At 75.4% G+C, this 14296-nt stretch carries 13 protein-coding genes; 12 read left to right on the forward strand and 1 reads right to left on the reverse strand.

Annotation, left to right across the window (positions count from 1 at the left end; all coding sequences use genetic code 11):
• The first annotated feature begins 67 nt into the window (after positions 1 to 67).
• Positions 68 to 856: an electron transfer flavoprotein subunit beta/FixA family protein gene (locus LG379_RS06375; RefSeq protein WP_225753745.1), complete on the forward strand. Its 789-nt coding sequence runs from the start codon at positions 68 to 70 to the stop codon at positions 854 to 856.
• Between the two features lie 10 nt (positions 857 to 866).
• A complete protein-coding gene (locus LG379_RS06380) occupies positions 867 to 1859 on the forward strand; it encodes an electron transfer flavoprotein subunit alpha/FixB family protein (RefSeq protein ID WP_225753746.1) in 993 nt (330 codons plus the stop codon).
• A 56-nt stretch (positions 1860 to 1915) separates the two neighbouring features.
• On the opposite strand, the gene LG379_RS06385 is transcribed toward LG379_RS06380, so the two are convergent.
• The gene (locus LG379_RS06385) at positions 1916 to 2911 is read right to left on the reverse strand and encodes a phosphotransferase family protein (RefSeq protein ID WP_225753747.1); all 996 of its coding nucleotides are present in this window, start codon (positions 2909 to 2911) and stop codon (positions 1916 to 1918) included.
• A gap of 124 nt (positions 2912 to 3035) precedes the next feature.
• Here LG379_RS06385 and LG379_RS06390 point away from each other — a divergent pair, with 124 nt between their 5' ends.
• The 10 genes from LG379_RS06390 to LG379_RS06435 all read left to right on the forward strand — a co-directional run bounded on the left by LG379_RS06390 (position 3036) and on the right by LG379_RS06435 (position 14195).
• Complete coding sequence (locus LG379_RS06390; protein ID WP_225753748.1) at positions 3036 to 4211, forward strand: cysteine desulfurase family protein; 1176 nt, start codon at positions 3036 to 3038, stop codon at positions 4209 to 4211.
• Positions 4212 to 4234: 23 nt separating this feature from the next.
• Entirely contained in the window at positions 4235 to 5329 is a 1095-nt protein-coding gene (gene mnmA / locus LG379_RS06395; protein WP_225753749.1) for a tRNA 2-thiouridine(34) synthase MnmA, read from the forward strand.
• Positions 5326 to 6369: a hypothetical protein gene (locus tag LG379_RS06400; protein ID WP_225753750.1), complete on the forward strand. Its 1044-nt coding sequence runs from the start codon at positions 5326 to 5328 to the stop codon at positions 6367 to 6369. The genes mnmA and LG379_RS06400 overlap by 4 nt, the downstream gene beginning before the upstream one ends.
• Positions 6370 to 6448: 79 nt before the next feature.
• On the forward strand, positions 6449 to 8773 hold the full coding sequence (gene ligA, locus LG379_RS06405) for an NAD-dependent DNA ligase LigA (RefSeq protein ID WP_370634450.1): 2325 nt from the start codon (positions 6449 to 6451) through the stop codon (positions 8771 to 8773).
• Positions 8770 to 9633: an N-acetyltransferase gene (locus tag LG379_RS06410; protein WP_225753751.1), complete on the forward strand. Its 864-nt coding sequence runs from the start codon at positions 8770 to 8772 to the stop codon at positions 9631 to 9633. Before ligA ends, LG379_RS06410 begins: the two co-directional genes overlap by 4 nt.
• Positions 9634 to 9690: 57 nt before the next feature.
• The gene (locus tag LG379_RS06415; protein ID WP_225753752.1) at positions 9691 to 10179 is read left to right on the forward strand and encodes a pilus assembly protein CpaE; all 489 of its coding nucleotides are present in this window, start codon (positions 9691 to 9693) and stop codon (positions 10177 to 10179) included.
• Positions 10180 to 10221: 42 nt separating this feature from the next.
• On the forward strand, positions 10222 to 10518 hold the full coding sequence (gatC, locus tag LG379_RS06420; RefSeq protein ID WP_225753753.1) for an Asp-tRNA(Asn)/Glu-tRNA(Gln) amidotransferase subunit GatC: 297 nt from the start codon (positions 10222 to 10224) through the stop codon (positions 10516 to 10518).
• The gene (gene gatA / locus LG379_RS06425; RefSeq protein ID WP_225753754.1) at positions 10518 to 12059 is read left to right on the forward strand and encodes an Asp-tRNA(Asn)/Glu-tRNA(Gln) amidotransferase subunit GatA; all 1542 of its coding nucleotides are present in this window, start codon (positions 10518 to 10520) and stop codon (positions 12057 to 12059) included. The genes gatC and gatA overlap by 1 nt, the downstream gene beginning before the upstream one ends.
• Positions 12056 to 13567: an Asp-tRNA(Asn)/Glu-tRNA(Gln) amidotransferase subunit GatB gene (gatB, locus tag LG379_RS06430; RefSeq protein ID WP_225753755.1), complete on the forward strand. Its 1512-nt coding sequence runs from the start codon at positions 12056 to 12058 to the stop codon at positions 13565 to 13567. Before gatA ends, gatB begins: the two co-directional genes overlap by 4 nt.
• A 55-nt stretch (positions 13568 to 13622) precedes the next feature.
• Positions 13623 to 14195: a GNAT family N-acetyltransferase gene (locus tag LG379_RS06435; RefSeq protein ID WP_225753756.1), complete on the forward strand. Its 573-nt coding sequence runs from the start codon at positions 13623 to 13625 to the stop codon at positions 14193 to 14195.
• Positions 14196 to 14296 lie beyond the last annotated feature (101 nt).

Genomic DNA, 14296 nt, shown 5'->3' on the forward strand with positions numbered 1-14296 from the left:
GGGTGGGGTGCCCGGGTCGGGGCCGGTAACCTGCTCGGCGAGCTCCCCGGTGCGAGAAAGGCTCCCCATGAGGATCGTGGTGTGCGTCAAGCACGTCCCGGACGTGCAGGCCGACCGTCGGTTCACCGACGAGGGCCTGGTCGACCGGACCCAGGGGGACGGCACGCTCAACGAGCTCGACGAGAACGCGGTCGAGGCCGCGCTGGTCGTCGCGGAGGCGCACGGTGGCGAGGTGGTGGCCGTCACCATGGGACCCGCCGACGCCGAGGACGCGGTCCGCCGCGCCCTGCAGATGGGAGCCGACCAGGCGGTGCACGTCCAGGACGACGCGCTCGCGGGCTCGGACGTCTTCTCCACGGCCGCGGTGCTCGCCGCCGCGGTCCGTCGACTGGGCCAGGACGGGCCGGTCGACCTCGTCGTCACCGGCATGGCGGCGCTGGACGGGCTGATGTCGGTGGTCCCGTCGCTGCTGGCGGCCGAGCTCGGCCTGCCGCAGGCCACCCTCGCCGCCGAGCTGTCCGTCGAGGACGGCGCGGTCCGCGTGCGCCGCGACCTGGACGACGCCACGGAGGTCGTGCGGGCACCGCTTCCCGCCGTCGTCAGCGTCACCGACCAGTCGAACCAGCCCAGGTACCCGAACTTCAAGGGCATCATGGCCGCGCGCAAGAAGCCCGTGACGGCCTGGTCCCTGGCCGACCTGGGGGTGGACCCGGGTGCGGTCGGCGCCGCCGGCGCCCGGACCCGCGTGCTCGAGGCGACTGCTCGTCCGCCGCGGGAGAACCGGGTGCTCGTCACCGACGACGGGGAGGCCGGCACCAGGCTGGCTGCCTTCCTAGTCCAGAACCGCCTCGTCTGAAGGAGTGTCCATGACCTCGTCCGGCTCCGCAGACGTCCTCGTGGTCGTCGACCACCAGGGCTCCACCGTGCGCAACCCGGCGCTCGAGCTGCTCGCCGCGGCCCGGGCGATCGGCCGCCCCGAGGCGGTCTGGCTCGACGAGGCCGCCCCCGACGAGGCGGCCCTTGGGATGCTCGGCGCGCACGGCGCCGACGTCGTGCACCACGTGCCGGTGGCGCCGGGGTCGGTGCTGCCCGCCCAGGTGGCCGCGCTCCTGCGCGCCGTGGTGGACGCGACCGGCACGCGGACGGTCCTGCTCACGTCGACGTTCGAGAACAAGGAGGCCTCGGCCCACCTGGCCTTCCACCTCGGCGCCGGGCTGGTCGTCGACGCCGCGGGCCTGGAGCGGTCCGACGACGGCGCGCTCGTCACCGTGCAGCAGGCGTTCGCGGGCACGTGGACGCTGCGCAGCGCCGTGACCGCCGAGCGCGCCGTGGTCGCGCTCAAGGCCAACGCCGTCCCGGCCGAGGTCGTGGCCGAGGGCGCCGTGGCCACGGTGGTCGGCCACGACGTCCCTGCCCCGGCCGCTGACGCCGAGCTGGTCGAGCGCACGGAGCGCCCCGTGTCGGGGCGCCCCAGCCTGACGGAGGCGCAGGTCGTCGTCGTCGGCGGTCGCGGGACCAACGGCGACTTCAGCCACGTCGAGGAGCTGGCCGAGGCCCTCGGCGGCGCGGTCGGCGCGACGCGCGTGGCGACCGACGAGGGCTGGATCGGCCACGAGGCGCAGATCGGGCAGACGGGCGTGACGGTCTCGCCGCGGCTCTACGTCGGCGCCGGGGTGTCCGGCGCCGTGCACCACCGGGGCGGCATGCAGTCCTCCGGCACCATCGTCGCGATCAACAACGACCCCGAGGCGCCCATCTTCGAGATCGCGGACTACGGGATCGTCGGCGATCTCACGACCGTGCTGCCCCAGGCCGCGGCCGAGCTCCGCCGGCTCCGGGCGGAGGCCGGGGACACCTGACCGGCCTGTGACCGGCCCTGCCGGGGCCCTGACCGGCCCTGACCGGCCCGGGGGGCTCAGCCGTCCAGGACGGTGAGCCAGTCGAGCGCCGCCCGGCCCTGGGCCAGCTGGAACGCCCGAAGGTTCGGGATGCCCGGGGGAGCGGGCTGGACCGCGCCCCGCACGAAGTAGCCGGCGATGCCCGTCAGGACGTCGCGCACGGCGCCGCGGTCGAGGGAGGTCGCAGCCGGGTGGGCGTCGAACACGTCGGCCGCCGCCCCGCCGCCGGTCATGGCGACCGACGGCAGCATGCCGACGACGTCGAAGACGGGGGAGCCGGCCGACGCGTGGGGCCAGTCGACGAGCCAGACCCGCCGCGGACCGCCCGCCGTGGTCCCCACGAGCATGTTGTCCCCGCGCAGGTCCGCGTGGACGAGCCGGTCGCCCGCGCTCGCGGCGACGCCGGACTCCTCCCACGCGGCCAGGCGCGGCAGCGCACCGGCGAGCCAGTCGGCGTGCTCGGGCACGGACTCCAGGGCGGCGCCCAGGTCGTCCGCGTCCTCGGCGAGCCGTCGCCACCCCGTGAACATCTCGCCGGTCAGCTCCCGCAGGTCGCGCAGCCCGGCCGGGGCCGGCACGTGCGCGAGCCGCTCGACGGTCGCCAGTGCCAGCTCGAGCTCCTGCGCGTCCCAGGGGACGGCGGGCGTGGTGCCGTCGACGACGGCGAAGCCCAGGACCACCCAGGTGCCGTCGTCGTCGGCGAAGACGAGCTCCGGCGCCCCCGCCTCCGGCGGCAGCAGCCGGTTGACGTGGATCTCGGCGCGGGCCAGCGTCGGCGAGACGGGGTTGAGGTGCGGGGCGACGGCCTTGACGAAGACGCACGTCCCGTCGCCGAGCTCCAGGGTCGAGGCGAACCCGGGGCTGAACCCGTTGGTCGCGGTGGACTCCGAGGCCACCTCCGCGCCGGCCAGCTCCTGGATGCGGGCGCGCACCTCACGCGGCAGGTCGCCCCACCCGAGGCGGGAGCCGCTGAACGCACGGGGGGCGGGCGCCGTCGACATGGGGTGGATCATGCCATCACGGGAGCGCTTCCACGCATGCCGCCTGCGGTGACGCTCAGCACGCGGCGCCGCTGCACGGTCTGCGCGTCGCTGCCCCTGTATACCGAGCTCCCCGCTCTTCGTAGACTGCTGGCCCGTGACCGTCTACCTCGACCATGCCGCCACCGCGCCGGTGCACCCGCGCGTGGTGGAGGCGGTGGTCGACCAGCTCGGACGGACGGGCAACGCCTCGTCCCTGCACGACGAGGGACGCGCCGCGCGGCGCGTCGTCGAGGAGTCCCGCGAGCTGCTCGCCGCGCGCCTGGGTGCCCGGCCGAGCGAGGTGGTCCTCACCGCAGGCGGGACGGAGGCGGACAACCTGGCGGTCAAGGGGCTGTACTGGGCCAGGTCGGCCGCGGACCCCCGGCGCCGGCGCGTGGTCGTCTCCGCGGTCGAGCACCACGCCGTCCTCGACCCGGCCGTCTGGCTGGCCGAGCGCTGCGGGGCCGACCTCGTGGTCCTGCCCGTGGACGCCGACGGTCGCGTGGACCCCGCTGCGCTCGAGGCCAACCTGGCGGCGCACGGCGACGAGACGGCGCTCGTGAGCATCATGTGGGCCAACAACGAGGTGGGCACCGTCCAGCCCGTGCACCGCGTCGTGGAGGTGGCGCGCCGCCACGGGGTGCCCGTGCACGCCGACGCCGTCCAGGCGGTGGGCCAGCTCCCCGTGGACTTCGCGGCGTCGGGCCTGGACGCGCTGACCCTCTCGGGGCACAAGGTCGGCGCCCCGGTCGGCGTCGGCGCACTCCTCGCCCGGCGGGAGCTGCGGCTCACCCCGCTCACCCACGGCGGCGGTCAGGAGCGGGGCGTGCGCTCCGGCACCGTGGACGTCGTCGGCGCCCGGGCGCTGGCGGTGGCCGTCGACCTCGCCGTCGAGGCGCAGCCGGAGCACGCCCGGCGCGTGGCCGGCCTCCGCGACCGCCTGCTCGCCGCCGTGCTGCGCGCGGTGCCCGACGCCGTCGTGCGGGGGGCGGGGCCGGCGTCGGGCGACCGGCTCCCGGCGAACGCGCACCTCACCTTCCCCGGGTGCGAGGGGGACGCGCTGCTGTACCTCCTGGACAGCCGGGGCATCCGGTGCTCGACCGGCTCCGCGTGCCGCGCCGGCGTCCCCCAGCCCTCCCACGTCCTGCTCGCCATGGGGGTGCCCGAGCGTGACGCCCGCGGTGCGCTGCGGTTCTCCCTCGGACGGACCTCGACCGACGACGACGTCGCGGCGCTCGCCGCCGTGCTGCCCGAGGTGGTCGAGCGCGCCCGGGCCGCCAGTCGCGCCTGAGCCGAGCACCTAGGCTGACCCGCATGCGTGTGCTCGCTGCCCTGTCCGGAGGGGTGGACTCCGCCGTGGCCGCCGCGCGGGCGGTCGAGGCGGGGCACGACGTCGTCGGCGTCCACATGGCGCTGTCCCGCGAGCGGGCGGAGTACCGCACCGGCTCGCGCGGCTGCTGCTCGATCGAGGACGCCGGGGACGCCCGCCGCGCAGCCGACGTGCTGGGCATCCCGTACTACGTGTGGGACCTGTCCGAGCGGTTCGAGGACACGGTGGTCGCGGACTTCCTGGCGGAGTACGAGGCGGGCCGGACGCCCAACCCCTGCGTGCGCTGCAACGAGCACATCAAGTTCGCCGCGCTGCTGGACCGGGCCACCGCCCTCGGCTTCGACGCCGTGTGCACGGGCCACTACGCCCGCATCGAGACGGTCACCGCGGCCGACGGCTCCGTGGCCCGTGAGCTGCACCGGGCGCTCGACGCGGCCAAGGACCAGTCCTACGTCCTGGCGGTCATGGGTCCCGAGCGGCTCGCGCGGTCGATGTTCCCGCTCGGCGACGTCGCGTCGAAGGACGCGGTGCGGGCCGAGGCGCGCGACCGGGGTCTCGGCGTCTCCGCCAAGCCCGACTCCTACGACATCTGCTTCGTGGCGGACGGTGACACCCAGGGGTTCCTGCGCGACCGGCTCGGCGCGCGACCGGGTGAGGTGGTCGACGCGTCCGGCGCGGTCGTCGGCCGGCACGACGGCGCCTACGCGTTCACCGTCGGTCAGCGGCGCGGGCTCCGGCTCGAGCGTCCGGCCGACGACGGTCGGCCGCGGTACGTGCTGGAGGTGCGCCCGGCGACGAACACGGTCGTCGTCGGGGCGGCCGAGCTCCTGACCGTGACGCGGCTCGAGGGGGACCGTGCCGTCTGGTTCGTGCCCGCGCCGACGACGTGGCAGCCGTGCGAGGCGCAGGTGCGTGCGCACGGGGTACCGGTGGCGGCGCAGGTGCGGGCGACCGGACCCGACGGCGTGGAGGTGCGCGTCGACGCGGGACTGCGAGGCGTGGCGGCCGGTCAGTCGCTCGTCCTCTACGACGGCACCCGCGTCCTGGGGCAGGCCACCGTGACGGTGGCGGGCCGGTGACCGGCGTCAGCCTGCTCGGGCCGTGGCCCGGGTCGGCCGTGCTGGAGGCGCAGACGTCGGTGCTGGACCGCCTCGGGGACGTGCCCGCCGGCGTGACCGCTCTGCCCTCGCTCGTCCAGATGCCCGAGCGCGGCCCCTGGGCGGACTCCACCGGCCGTGCCGGCGCGGTGCTCACCGAGATGCCCGTGGAGGTCGGCCCGCACGGCTGGAAGCTGTGCGACCGGCCCGGCCGCGACGTGGAGCGGTCCCGCGCCACGCTCCGGGAGGACCTCGACGCGCTCGCGGTGGCGGCGCACGGGTGGAGCGGGCCTCTCGTCGTCGCGCTGCGGGGGCCGTGGAGCCTGGCCGCGACGTTCTACCTCGCCCGGGGGGACCGGGTCCTGGCCGACGCCGGGGCTGTCCGCGAGCTCACGCACTCCCTCGCCGACGGCCTGGCGGACCTCCTCGCGCGGGTGCACGCCGCCGTCCCCGCCGCGGACCTCGTGCTCGTGCTCCGCGAGCCGCAGCTGCCGGACGTGCTCGGCGGGACGGTGGCGACCTTCTCCGGCCACGGCCGGCTGGCCGCCGTCGACCCGGACGTCGCGCGTGCCCGGCTGGAGGACGTCGTGACCGCCGGCCGCCGCGGCGGCGCGACCAAGGTCGTCGTGCACACCGGTGGACGGTTCGCCCGCCGCTCGGTCACGGTGGCCGCGTCCAGCGGCGCCGACGGCCTCGGCCTCGCGCTGGCGCCGCTGCGGGGCCCGCAGTGGGAGACGGTCGCGGGCCTCGTCGAGCAGGGGACCGGCCTGTGGTTCGGCCTCCCGCGTCCTCGGCACGGCCGGACCGTGGACCCGGCGCGCACGGCCGCGGCGCTGCGCGACCCGTGGCGTGCCGTGGGCCTGCCGGTGGGTGCGCTGGCGGACGTCGTCGTGCACGTCGACACGTCCAGCGGGGTGGCCGGCGGGGACCTCGTGCTCACGAAGCCCCGGGCGGTGCGCGCCGCCGTCGACGACGCCGTGCGGGTGGCGCTGGAGCTGGCCGGCGCCGCTGCCGCGGGCTGATCCGGGGTGGACGGCGCCGCCCGTCGCCCACGGCGGGCCGCTGAGGGCGTGTGTCGGTGGGCCGCGCCATGATGGGCGCGTGACCGACGCCGCGACCGCGCCCGACACCCGGCCCCGCACCCCGCCGCAGGGCCCACCCGCGGCCGCGGCGGACCCTGCGGACGTGGGTCTGGACGAGGCCGCCGCGCGGCACCGGTGGGAGGAGCTCGCCGCCGGCGTGCGGGAGCACCAGTTCGCCTACTACGTGCGCGACGCCCCGACGGTCTCCGACGCCGAGTACGACGCGCTCCTGCGGCGCCTCGGCGCCCTCGAGGACCTCTACGAGCAGTACGGCCTGCGCACGCCGGACTCGCCGACCCAGACGGTCGGCGGCACGTTCTCCACGGACTTCGCGGCGGTCGACCACGTGGAGCGGATGCTCAGCCTGGACAACGCGTTCTCGACCGAGGACCTCGCCGAGTGGGAGGAGCGGCTGCGGCGCGAGCTCGGGGAGGGCGACCGGCACTACCTGTGCGAGCTGAAGATCGACGGCCTGGCCGTGTCGCTGCTGTACGAGCAGGGGCGGCTGGTGCGCGCCGCCACGCGGGGTGACGGGCGCACGGGCGAGGACGTGAGCCTCAACGTCCGCACCATCGCCGACGTGCCGCACGTGCTGACGGGCGAGGACCTGCCCGAGCTCATCGAGATCCGCGGCGAGGTCTTCCTCCCCGTCACCGCGTTCGAGGAGCTCAACGCCGCGCAGGTCGAGGCCGGGAGACCGCCGTTCGCGAACCCGCGCAACGCCGCCGCGGGCTCCCTGCGGCAGAAGGACCCGAGGGTCACCGCGTCCCGCCGGCTCGGGATGATCTGCCACGGCGTCGGTGCCCTGCGCTGGGCCGGTCACGAGGCGGCGACGTCCCGGCAGTCGGAGACGTACCGGCTCCTGGAGTCCTGGGGGCTGCGGGTCTCCTCGCACACGCGCGTCCTCGAGGACCTCGCAGCGGTGCAGGAGATGATCGACCACTTCGGGGAGCACCGGCGGTCGGTCGAGCACGAGATCGACGGCGTGGTGGTCAAGGTCGACGAGACCGCCCTGCAGCGCAGGCTCGGGTCGACGAGCCGCGCGCCGCGGTGGGCGATCGCCTACAAGTACCCGCCGGAGGAGGTCAACGCCCGGCTGCTGGACATCCGCGTCAACGTCGGGCGGACCGGTCGGGTGACGCCCTACGGCGTCATGGAGCCGACCCTCGTGGCGGGCTCCACCGTGGAGATGGCGACCCTGCACAACGCCAGCGAGGTGCGACGCAAGGGCGTCCTCATCGGGGACACGGTCGTGCTGCGCAAGGCGGGCGACGTGATCCCGGAGATCGTCGGTCCGGTGGTCGCGCTGCGCGAGGGCCGGGAGGACGAGCTCCGCGAGTTCGTGATGCCGACGCACTGCCCGGCCTGCGGCACCGCGCTCGCCCCCGCCAAGGAGGGCGACGTCGACATCCGGTGCCCGAACGCCCGGTCGTGCCCCTCGCAGCTGCGGGAGCGCGTCTTCCACATCGCCTCCCGCAGCGGCCTGGACATCGAGGCCCTGGGCTGGGAGGCGGCGATCGCGCTCACCGACCCGGAGGCCGGGCGCCCGGACGACGTCGACGACGGCGAGCTGCCGCGGCAGACGCCCGTGCTCGACACGGAGGCGGGTCTGTTCGAGCTCACCCCCGAGGTCCTCGCGGACGTGCGGGTGTGGCGCGAGCGCAAGGCGAAGGGCGTGGCGACGGGGGTCGTCGAGCAGGTGCCGTTCTTCTGGACCCGGGGCACCGCCAAGGTGCCCGCCAAGCCCACCGCGACGACGGAGAAGCTCTTCGAGCAGCTCGAGCTGGCGAAGGCGCGCCCCCTGTGGCGGGTCCTCGTCTCGCTCTCCATCCGGCACGTGGGTCCGACGGCGGCGCGCGCGCTCGCCACGCACTTCGGGTCGCTGGAGCGGATCAGGGCGGCGGACGAGGCGGAGCTGGCGGCGGTCGAGGGGGTCGGTCCGACGATCGCCGGCGCGGTCCAGGACTGGTTCGCGGTGGACTGGCACCGCGAGATCGTCGAGCGCTGGACCGCGGCCGGGGTGCGGATGGAGGACGAGCGGGACGCGTCGGTCCCCCGCACCCTGGAGGGCCTGACCGTCGTCGTCACGGGGTCGCTGGAGGGCTTCTCGCGTGACGGGGCGAAGGAGGCGATCCTCGCCCGCGGCGGCAAGGCCGCGGGCAGCGTCTCCAAGAAGACGGACGTCGTCGTCGTCGGCGAGAACGCCGGCACGAAGCACGACAAGGCCGTCCAGCTCGGGCTGCGGATCGTCGACGAGGCGCAGTTCGTCCGGCTCCTCGCCGAAGGGCTCGCGGTCCTCGACGACGGCGCGGTCGCCGGTGCGGGCGGCGAGGCGCAGCAGTGAGCGGTGCCGTCGCGCCCGGAGCGGGAGTGCTGGGCGTCCCCGTCCCCGTGCCGCCGCTCGAGGCGGAGGTGGGGACGTGGCGTCCGCTGCGGGTCGACACGGTCGGCGGCTGGGCGATCGGGCGGTCGGCCGGGTTCACGCGACGGGCCAACAGCGTCGTGCCCGCCGGTGCCGTGGAGGACGCTCCGTCAGCGCTGGACCGGGCGGAGGCCCTCTACCGGGAGGAAGGCCTGGCCTGCGTGGTGCGCGTGTGCGCGGCGGCGCAGCCGGCGGACCTCGACGGCGTGCTCGCGGCGCGCGGCTACCGGGCCGTCGCGCGGACGCACCTCATGGTGCGTCCGGTCGACGGCGGGGGTGCGGTCGACGGATTTCGTGCGGCCGACCGGCGAGGTGCGGTCGACCACGGGTCGGCGGCGTCCGTCGCCGGTGGCGGCATCGGCGTCGAGCTGCAGGCGTCCGACCGGCCCGACGACGACTGGCTGGCCGGCTGGCTCGCCGTGAAGGCATCGGCGGCAGCGCAGGGGGACGTCGTCGGCACGGCCCGCCGGGTGGTCACCGGGTCGCCCGCCGACTACGTCACCGCGCGCGACGGGCAGGGCGTCGTCGGCGTGGTGCGCGCCGCCACGGCCGGCGCGTGGTGCGCCGTCTCCTGCCTCATGGTGGCGCCCAGCGCCCGGCGCCGCGGGGTGGCGTCGACCCTCACCGAGGCGGCGCTGGAGCGGGCCCGCGCCCGCGGCGCGTCGTGGGCGTTCGTCCAGGTGGAGGAGACGAACGCCGCGGCACGGGCGCTCTACGAGGGGTTCGGCTTCGAGCGGGTCGCGGCCTACCACTACCGCGAACGGACGCTGACGACGGCCTGAGCCACGGTGCGGGCCCACGCCTGGCCGAGGCGGAGCGGGTCACGCACACTGGACGTCATGATCTCCGTGGAGCTCGCCGAGCGCCTGGCCCTCGCAGGCCTCCGCTGGCACCCCGCACCGGGGGACCGCTTCGTCATCCCGCAGCCCGAGCTGGGCGGCCAGGTCTTCACGCTCAGCGAGATGACCATCGAGGCGCACCACCACCCGAGCGGCACCGTCCTCGGCTTCAACGGCACGACCGAGTGGGCGCTCGACTCCGTCGCCCAGGACGACGCGCTGTGGCTGCCCCGCGAGGACCAGCTGCGGGACCTGCTGGGCGGCACGTTCGTGTCCCTGACCGTCGAGGACCAGGACCAGGACGACGCCGCGGGGCTGACCGGCCAGGAGGAGCAGCGGGCCGGCGACCCCGGCCGCACGTACGTGGTCACCACCCGAGGGCCGGACGGCCACGAGCGGCGGTTCACCGCGCCCGACGCCGCCGACGCGTACGCCGGTGCCCTCCTCGCCCTCGTCCAGCGTGCCGTGGGCTCGGGCGTCGGCGGCTGACGCGCCCGGGCGGGGCACGGCCGACCACTAGACTCGCCAACCATGTCCACCATCTCCCGCGAGGAAGTCGCGCGCCTGGCCGGCCTGGCCCGGATCGACCTGACGCCCGGCGAGCTGACGCGGCTGGCGGGCGAGCTCGACGTCATCGTCGAGTCGGTCGCCAAGGTCAGCGAGATCGCCACCTCCGACGTGCCGGCGACGAGCCACCCGCTCCCGCTGACCAACGTGTTCCGTGACGACGTGCCGGGGGAGCCGCTGCGCGTCGAGGACGTCCTCGCCGGCGCGCCGGCGGCCGAGGACGGCCGCTTCCTCGTCCCGCAGATCCTCGAGGAGGACTGATGGCGGACCCCGGCACCGACCTCACCCGTCGCACCGCCGCCGACCTCGCCGAGGCGCTGCGCGCCGGTGACGTCTCGAGCGTCGAGGTGACCCAGGCGCACCTGGACCGCATCGCCGCGGTCGACGGCGCGGTGCACGCGTTCCTCCACGTCAGCGCGGAGGACGCCCTCGCCACGGCCCGGGACGTGGACGCCCGCCGCGCCGCGGGCGAGGAGCTGGCACCGCTCGCCGGGGTGCCGATCGCCGTCAAGGACGTCGTCGTCACCCGCGGCATGCCGACGACGGCCGGCTCGCGGATCCTCTCCGGCTGGGTGCCGCCCTACGACGCCACGCTCGTCGAGCGGCTGCGCGCGGCCCGGCTGCCCATCCTCGGCAAGACGAACATGGACGAGTTCGCCATGGGCTCCTCCACGGAGCACTCCGCCTACGGGGACACCCACAACCCGTGGGACCTCGACCGGATCCCGGGCGGCTCCGGCGGCGGCAGCGCGGCCGCCGTGGCGGCCTTCGAGGCGCCGCTGGCGATCGGCACGGACACCGGCGGGTCGATCCGTCAGCCCGGGGCGGTGACGGGCACGGTCGGCGTCAAGCCGACGTACGGCGGCGTCTCCCGCTACGGCCTCATCGCCCTGGCCTCGAGCCTGGACCAGGCCGGGCCGGTCACCCGGACGGTGCTCGACTCGGCCCTCCTGCACGAGGTCATCGGCGGGCACGACCCGCGCGACTCGACCTCGCTCCCCGACCCGCTGCCCGACCTCGTCGGCGCCGCGCGGCAGGGCCTCACGGGCGACCTCACCGGCGTGCGCGTCGGCGTCGTGCGCGAGCTGAACGGCGAGGGCTACCAGGCCGGCGTGCGGGACCGGTTCGAGGAGTCGCTCGAGCTCCTGCGCGGTGCCGGGGCCGAGGTCGTCGAGGTCTCGTGCCCCCACTTCGACTACGCGCTCGCCGCGTACTACCTCATCCTCCCGAGCGAGGCGTCCAGCAACCTCGCGAAGTTCGACGGCATGCGGTTCGGCCTGCGTGTCGAGCCGGACGAGGGGCCCGTGACGGCCGAGCGGGTCATGGCGGCGACCCGAGGTGCCGGCTTCGGCGACGAGGTCAAGCGCCGGATCATCCTCGGCACGTACGCCCTCTCGGCCGGCTACTACGACGCCTACTACGGCAGCGCCCAGAAGGTCCGCACGCTCATCCAGCGTGACTTCGCCGCGGCGTTCGACCGGGTGGACGTCCTCGTGTCGCCGACCGCCCCGACCACGGCGTTCCGGCTGGGGGAGAAGCTCGACGACCCGCTGGCCATGTACCTCAACGACGTCGCGACCATCCCCGCGAACCTCGCCGGCGTCCCGGGCATGTCCGTGCCGAACGGCCTCGTCGACGGCCTGCCCGTCGGCTTCCAGGTCCTCGCACCCGCGCGGGCCGACGACCGCCTGTACCGCGTGGGTGCGGCGCTGGAGACGCTGCTCGAGCAGCGCTGGGGCGGACCGCTCCTGGAGCAGGCGCCCGAGCTCGCGACCGAGGGGACCGAGGTGGCACAGCGATGAGCACGACGACGACGCGCCTCGTGGACTACGACGAGGCCGTGACCCGGTTCGACCCGGTCATCGGCATCGAGGTCCACGTGGAGCTCGGGACCCGCACCAAGATGTTCGACGATGCGCCGACGGAGTTCGGCGAGGGCCCCAACACGCAGGTCACGCCGGTCTCGCTCGGCCTTCCGGGTGCGCTGCCGGCGCTCAACCGCACGGCGGTCGAGTCGGCCATCAAGATCGGCCTGGCGCTCAACTGCGAGATCGCGGAGCTGTGCCGGTTCGCGCGCAAGAACTACTTCTACCCGGACGTCCCGAAGAACTTCCAGACCTCCCAGTACGACGAGCCGATCGCCCACGACGGGTGGATCGACGTCGAGCTGGAGGACGGGACGGTCGTCCGGGTCGAGATCGAGCGCGCCCACATGGAGGAGGACGCCGGCAAGAACACCCACGTCGGCGGCGCGACCGGTCGGATCCACGGGGCCGAGTACTCGCTCGTGGACTACAACCGCGCGGGCATCCCCCTCGTCGAGATCGTCACCCGGCCCATCACCGGCGTGGGGGAGCGGGCGCCCGAGGTGGCGCGGGCGTACGTCCAGACGCTGCGGGACATCTTCCGGGCGCTCGGCGTCTCCGAGGCGCGGATGGAGCGCGGCAACGTCCGCGCCGACGTCAACGTCTCGCTGCGGCCGTCGCCGGGCGCGCCGCTCGGCACACGGACCGAGACGAAGAACGTCAACAGCTTCCGCTCGGTCGAGCGGGCCGTCCGGTACGAGATCTCGCGCCAGGCCGCCGTCCTCACCGACGGCGGCACGGTCGTGCAGGAGACCCGGCACTGGCACGAGGACACGGGCATCACGACGCCCGGCCGCGTGAAGTCCGACGCCGAGGACTACCGCTACTTCCCCGAGCCGGACCTCGTGCCGGTGGCTCCCGCGCGCGAGTGGGTCGAGGAGATCCGCGCCACGCTGCCGGAGATGCCCGTGGCACGCCGTCGGCGGCTGCAGGGCGAGTGGGGCTACGCGGACGCGGAGATGCGCGACGTCGTCAACGCCGGGGCGATCGAGCTCATCGAGGCGACCGTCGCCGACGGTGCGTCGCCCGCCGCCGCCCGCAAGTGGTGGATGGGTGAGCTGGCCCGGACGGCGAACGCGGAGGGCCTCGCGCTCGAGGAGCTCGCGATCACCCCGCTCCAGGTCGCCGAGCTCCAGGGCCTCGTCGACTCGGGCCGGCTCAACGACAAGCTCGCCCGGCAGGTCCTGTCCGGCGTGCTCGCCGGTGAGGGCTCGCCGGAGCAGGTGGCGCACGCCCGTGGGCTGGAGGTCGTCTCCGACGACGGCGCGCTGCTGGCCGCGGTGGACGCCGCGCTCGCGGCGCAGCCGGACGTCGCGGAGAAGATCCGCGGCGGCAACCTCGGCCCGGTCGGCGCCATCATCGGCGCGGTGATGAAGGCCACGCGGGGTCAGGCCGACGCCGGCCGCGTCCGCGAGCTCGTGCTCGAGCGCGTCGCGCAGGGCTGACCGTGACGTGGGTCCGGCGCACGGCGCCGGGTCCACACCCGAGGGGAAGGACGTCATGGACAAGCCGACGTTGCAGGGCGAGCTCGTGGTGCTGCGGCCGGTCGCGGCGCGGGACGCCGCGGCCATGTGGGAGATGGTCAACGACCCGGAGGGCCGGCGACTGACGGGCACCGTCGTCGAGCACACCCGCGAGCAGACCGACGCGTGGTGCGCCACGGTGAGCGGGCGCGAGGGCCGGATCGACCTCGCGATCACGCAGCACGACTCGGACGAGTTCCTGGGCGAGATCGTGCTCATGGACATCGACGAGCACGACGCGAACGCCTCGCTGCGGATGAGCATGCGCCCCGGCCAGCGGGGACGCGGGTTCGGCGGGGAGGCGATCGGTCTCGTGCTCGAGCACGCGTTCGCGTCGCCGCCCCACGGGCTCGGGCTCCACCGTGTCGCCCTCGACGTGCTGGAGATCAACCCCCGGGCGCGCATGCTCTACGAGAGCCACGGGTTCGAGGTCGAGGGCCGCCTGCGCGAGGTGCACCGGGACGGCGAGTTCTGGACCGACGTCATCGTCATGGCGATCCTCGAGGACGACTACCGCGCCGCCCAGCAGGTCCAGGACCCCGAGCGCTGAGGCGCGGGCGACCGGGCGGGCAGGACCGCCCGACGGGCGGCGCACCCGTCCCGACCACCTCCGCCCGGCGCGTCGCCGCGCTGCGTTCGCGCCGCTCCCCG

The organism is Actinotalea sp. Marseille-Q4924 (assembly GCF_916618755.1).
Classification (GTDB): domain Bacteria; phylum Actinomycetota; class Actinomycetes; order Actinomycetales; family Cellulomonadaceae; genus Actinotalea.

Bases quoted from the DNA above. Each gene is read 5' to 3' on its own strand.
- mnmA (WP_225753749.1), top strand. From the start codon at position 4,235: ATGCGTGTGCTCGCTGCCCTGTCCGGAGGGGTGGACTCCGCCGTGGCC.
- LG379_RS06435 (WP_225753756.1), top strand. From the start codon at position 13,623: ATGGACAAGCCGACGTTGCAGGGCGAGCTCGTGGTGCTGCGGCCGGTC.
- LG379_RS06380 (WP_225753746.1), top strand. From the start codon at position 867: ATGACCTCGTCCGGCTCCGCAGACGTCCTCGTGGTCGTCGACCACCAG.
- LG379_RS06385 (WP_225753747.1), bottom strand. From the start codon at position 2,911: ATGATCCACCCCATGTCGACGGCGCCCGCCCCCCGTGCGTTCAGCGGC.
- gatB (WP_225753755.1), top strand. From the start codon at position 12,056: ATGAGCACGACGACGACGCGCCTCGTGGACTACGACGAGGCCGTGACC.
- LG379_RS06375 (WP_225753745.1), top strand. From the start codon at position 68: ATGAGGATCGTGGTGTGCGTCAAGCACGTCCCGGACGTGCAGGCCGAC.
- gatA (WP_225753754.1), top strand. From the start codon at position 10,518: ATGGCGGACCCCGGCACCGACCTCACCCGTCGCACCGCCGCCGACCTC.
- LG379_RS06415 (WP_225753752.1), top strand. From the start codon at position 9,691: ATGATCTCCGTGGAGCTCGCCGAGCGCCTGGCCCTCGCAGGCCTCCGC.
- gatC (WP_225753753.1), top strand. From the start codon at position 10,222: ATGTCCACCATCTCCCGCGAGGAAGTCGCGCGCCTGGCCGGCCTGGCC.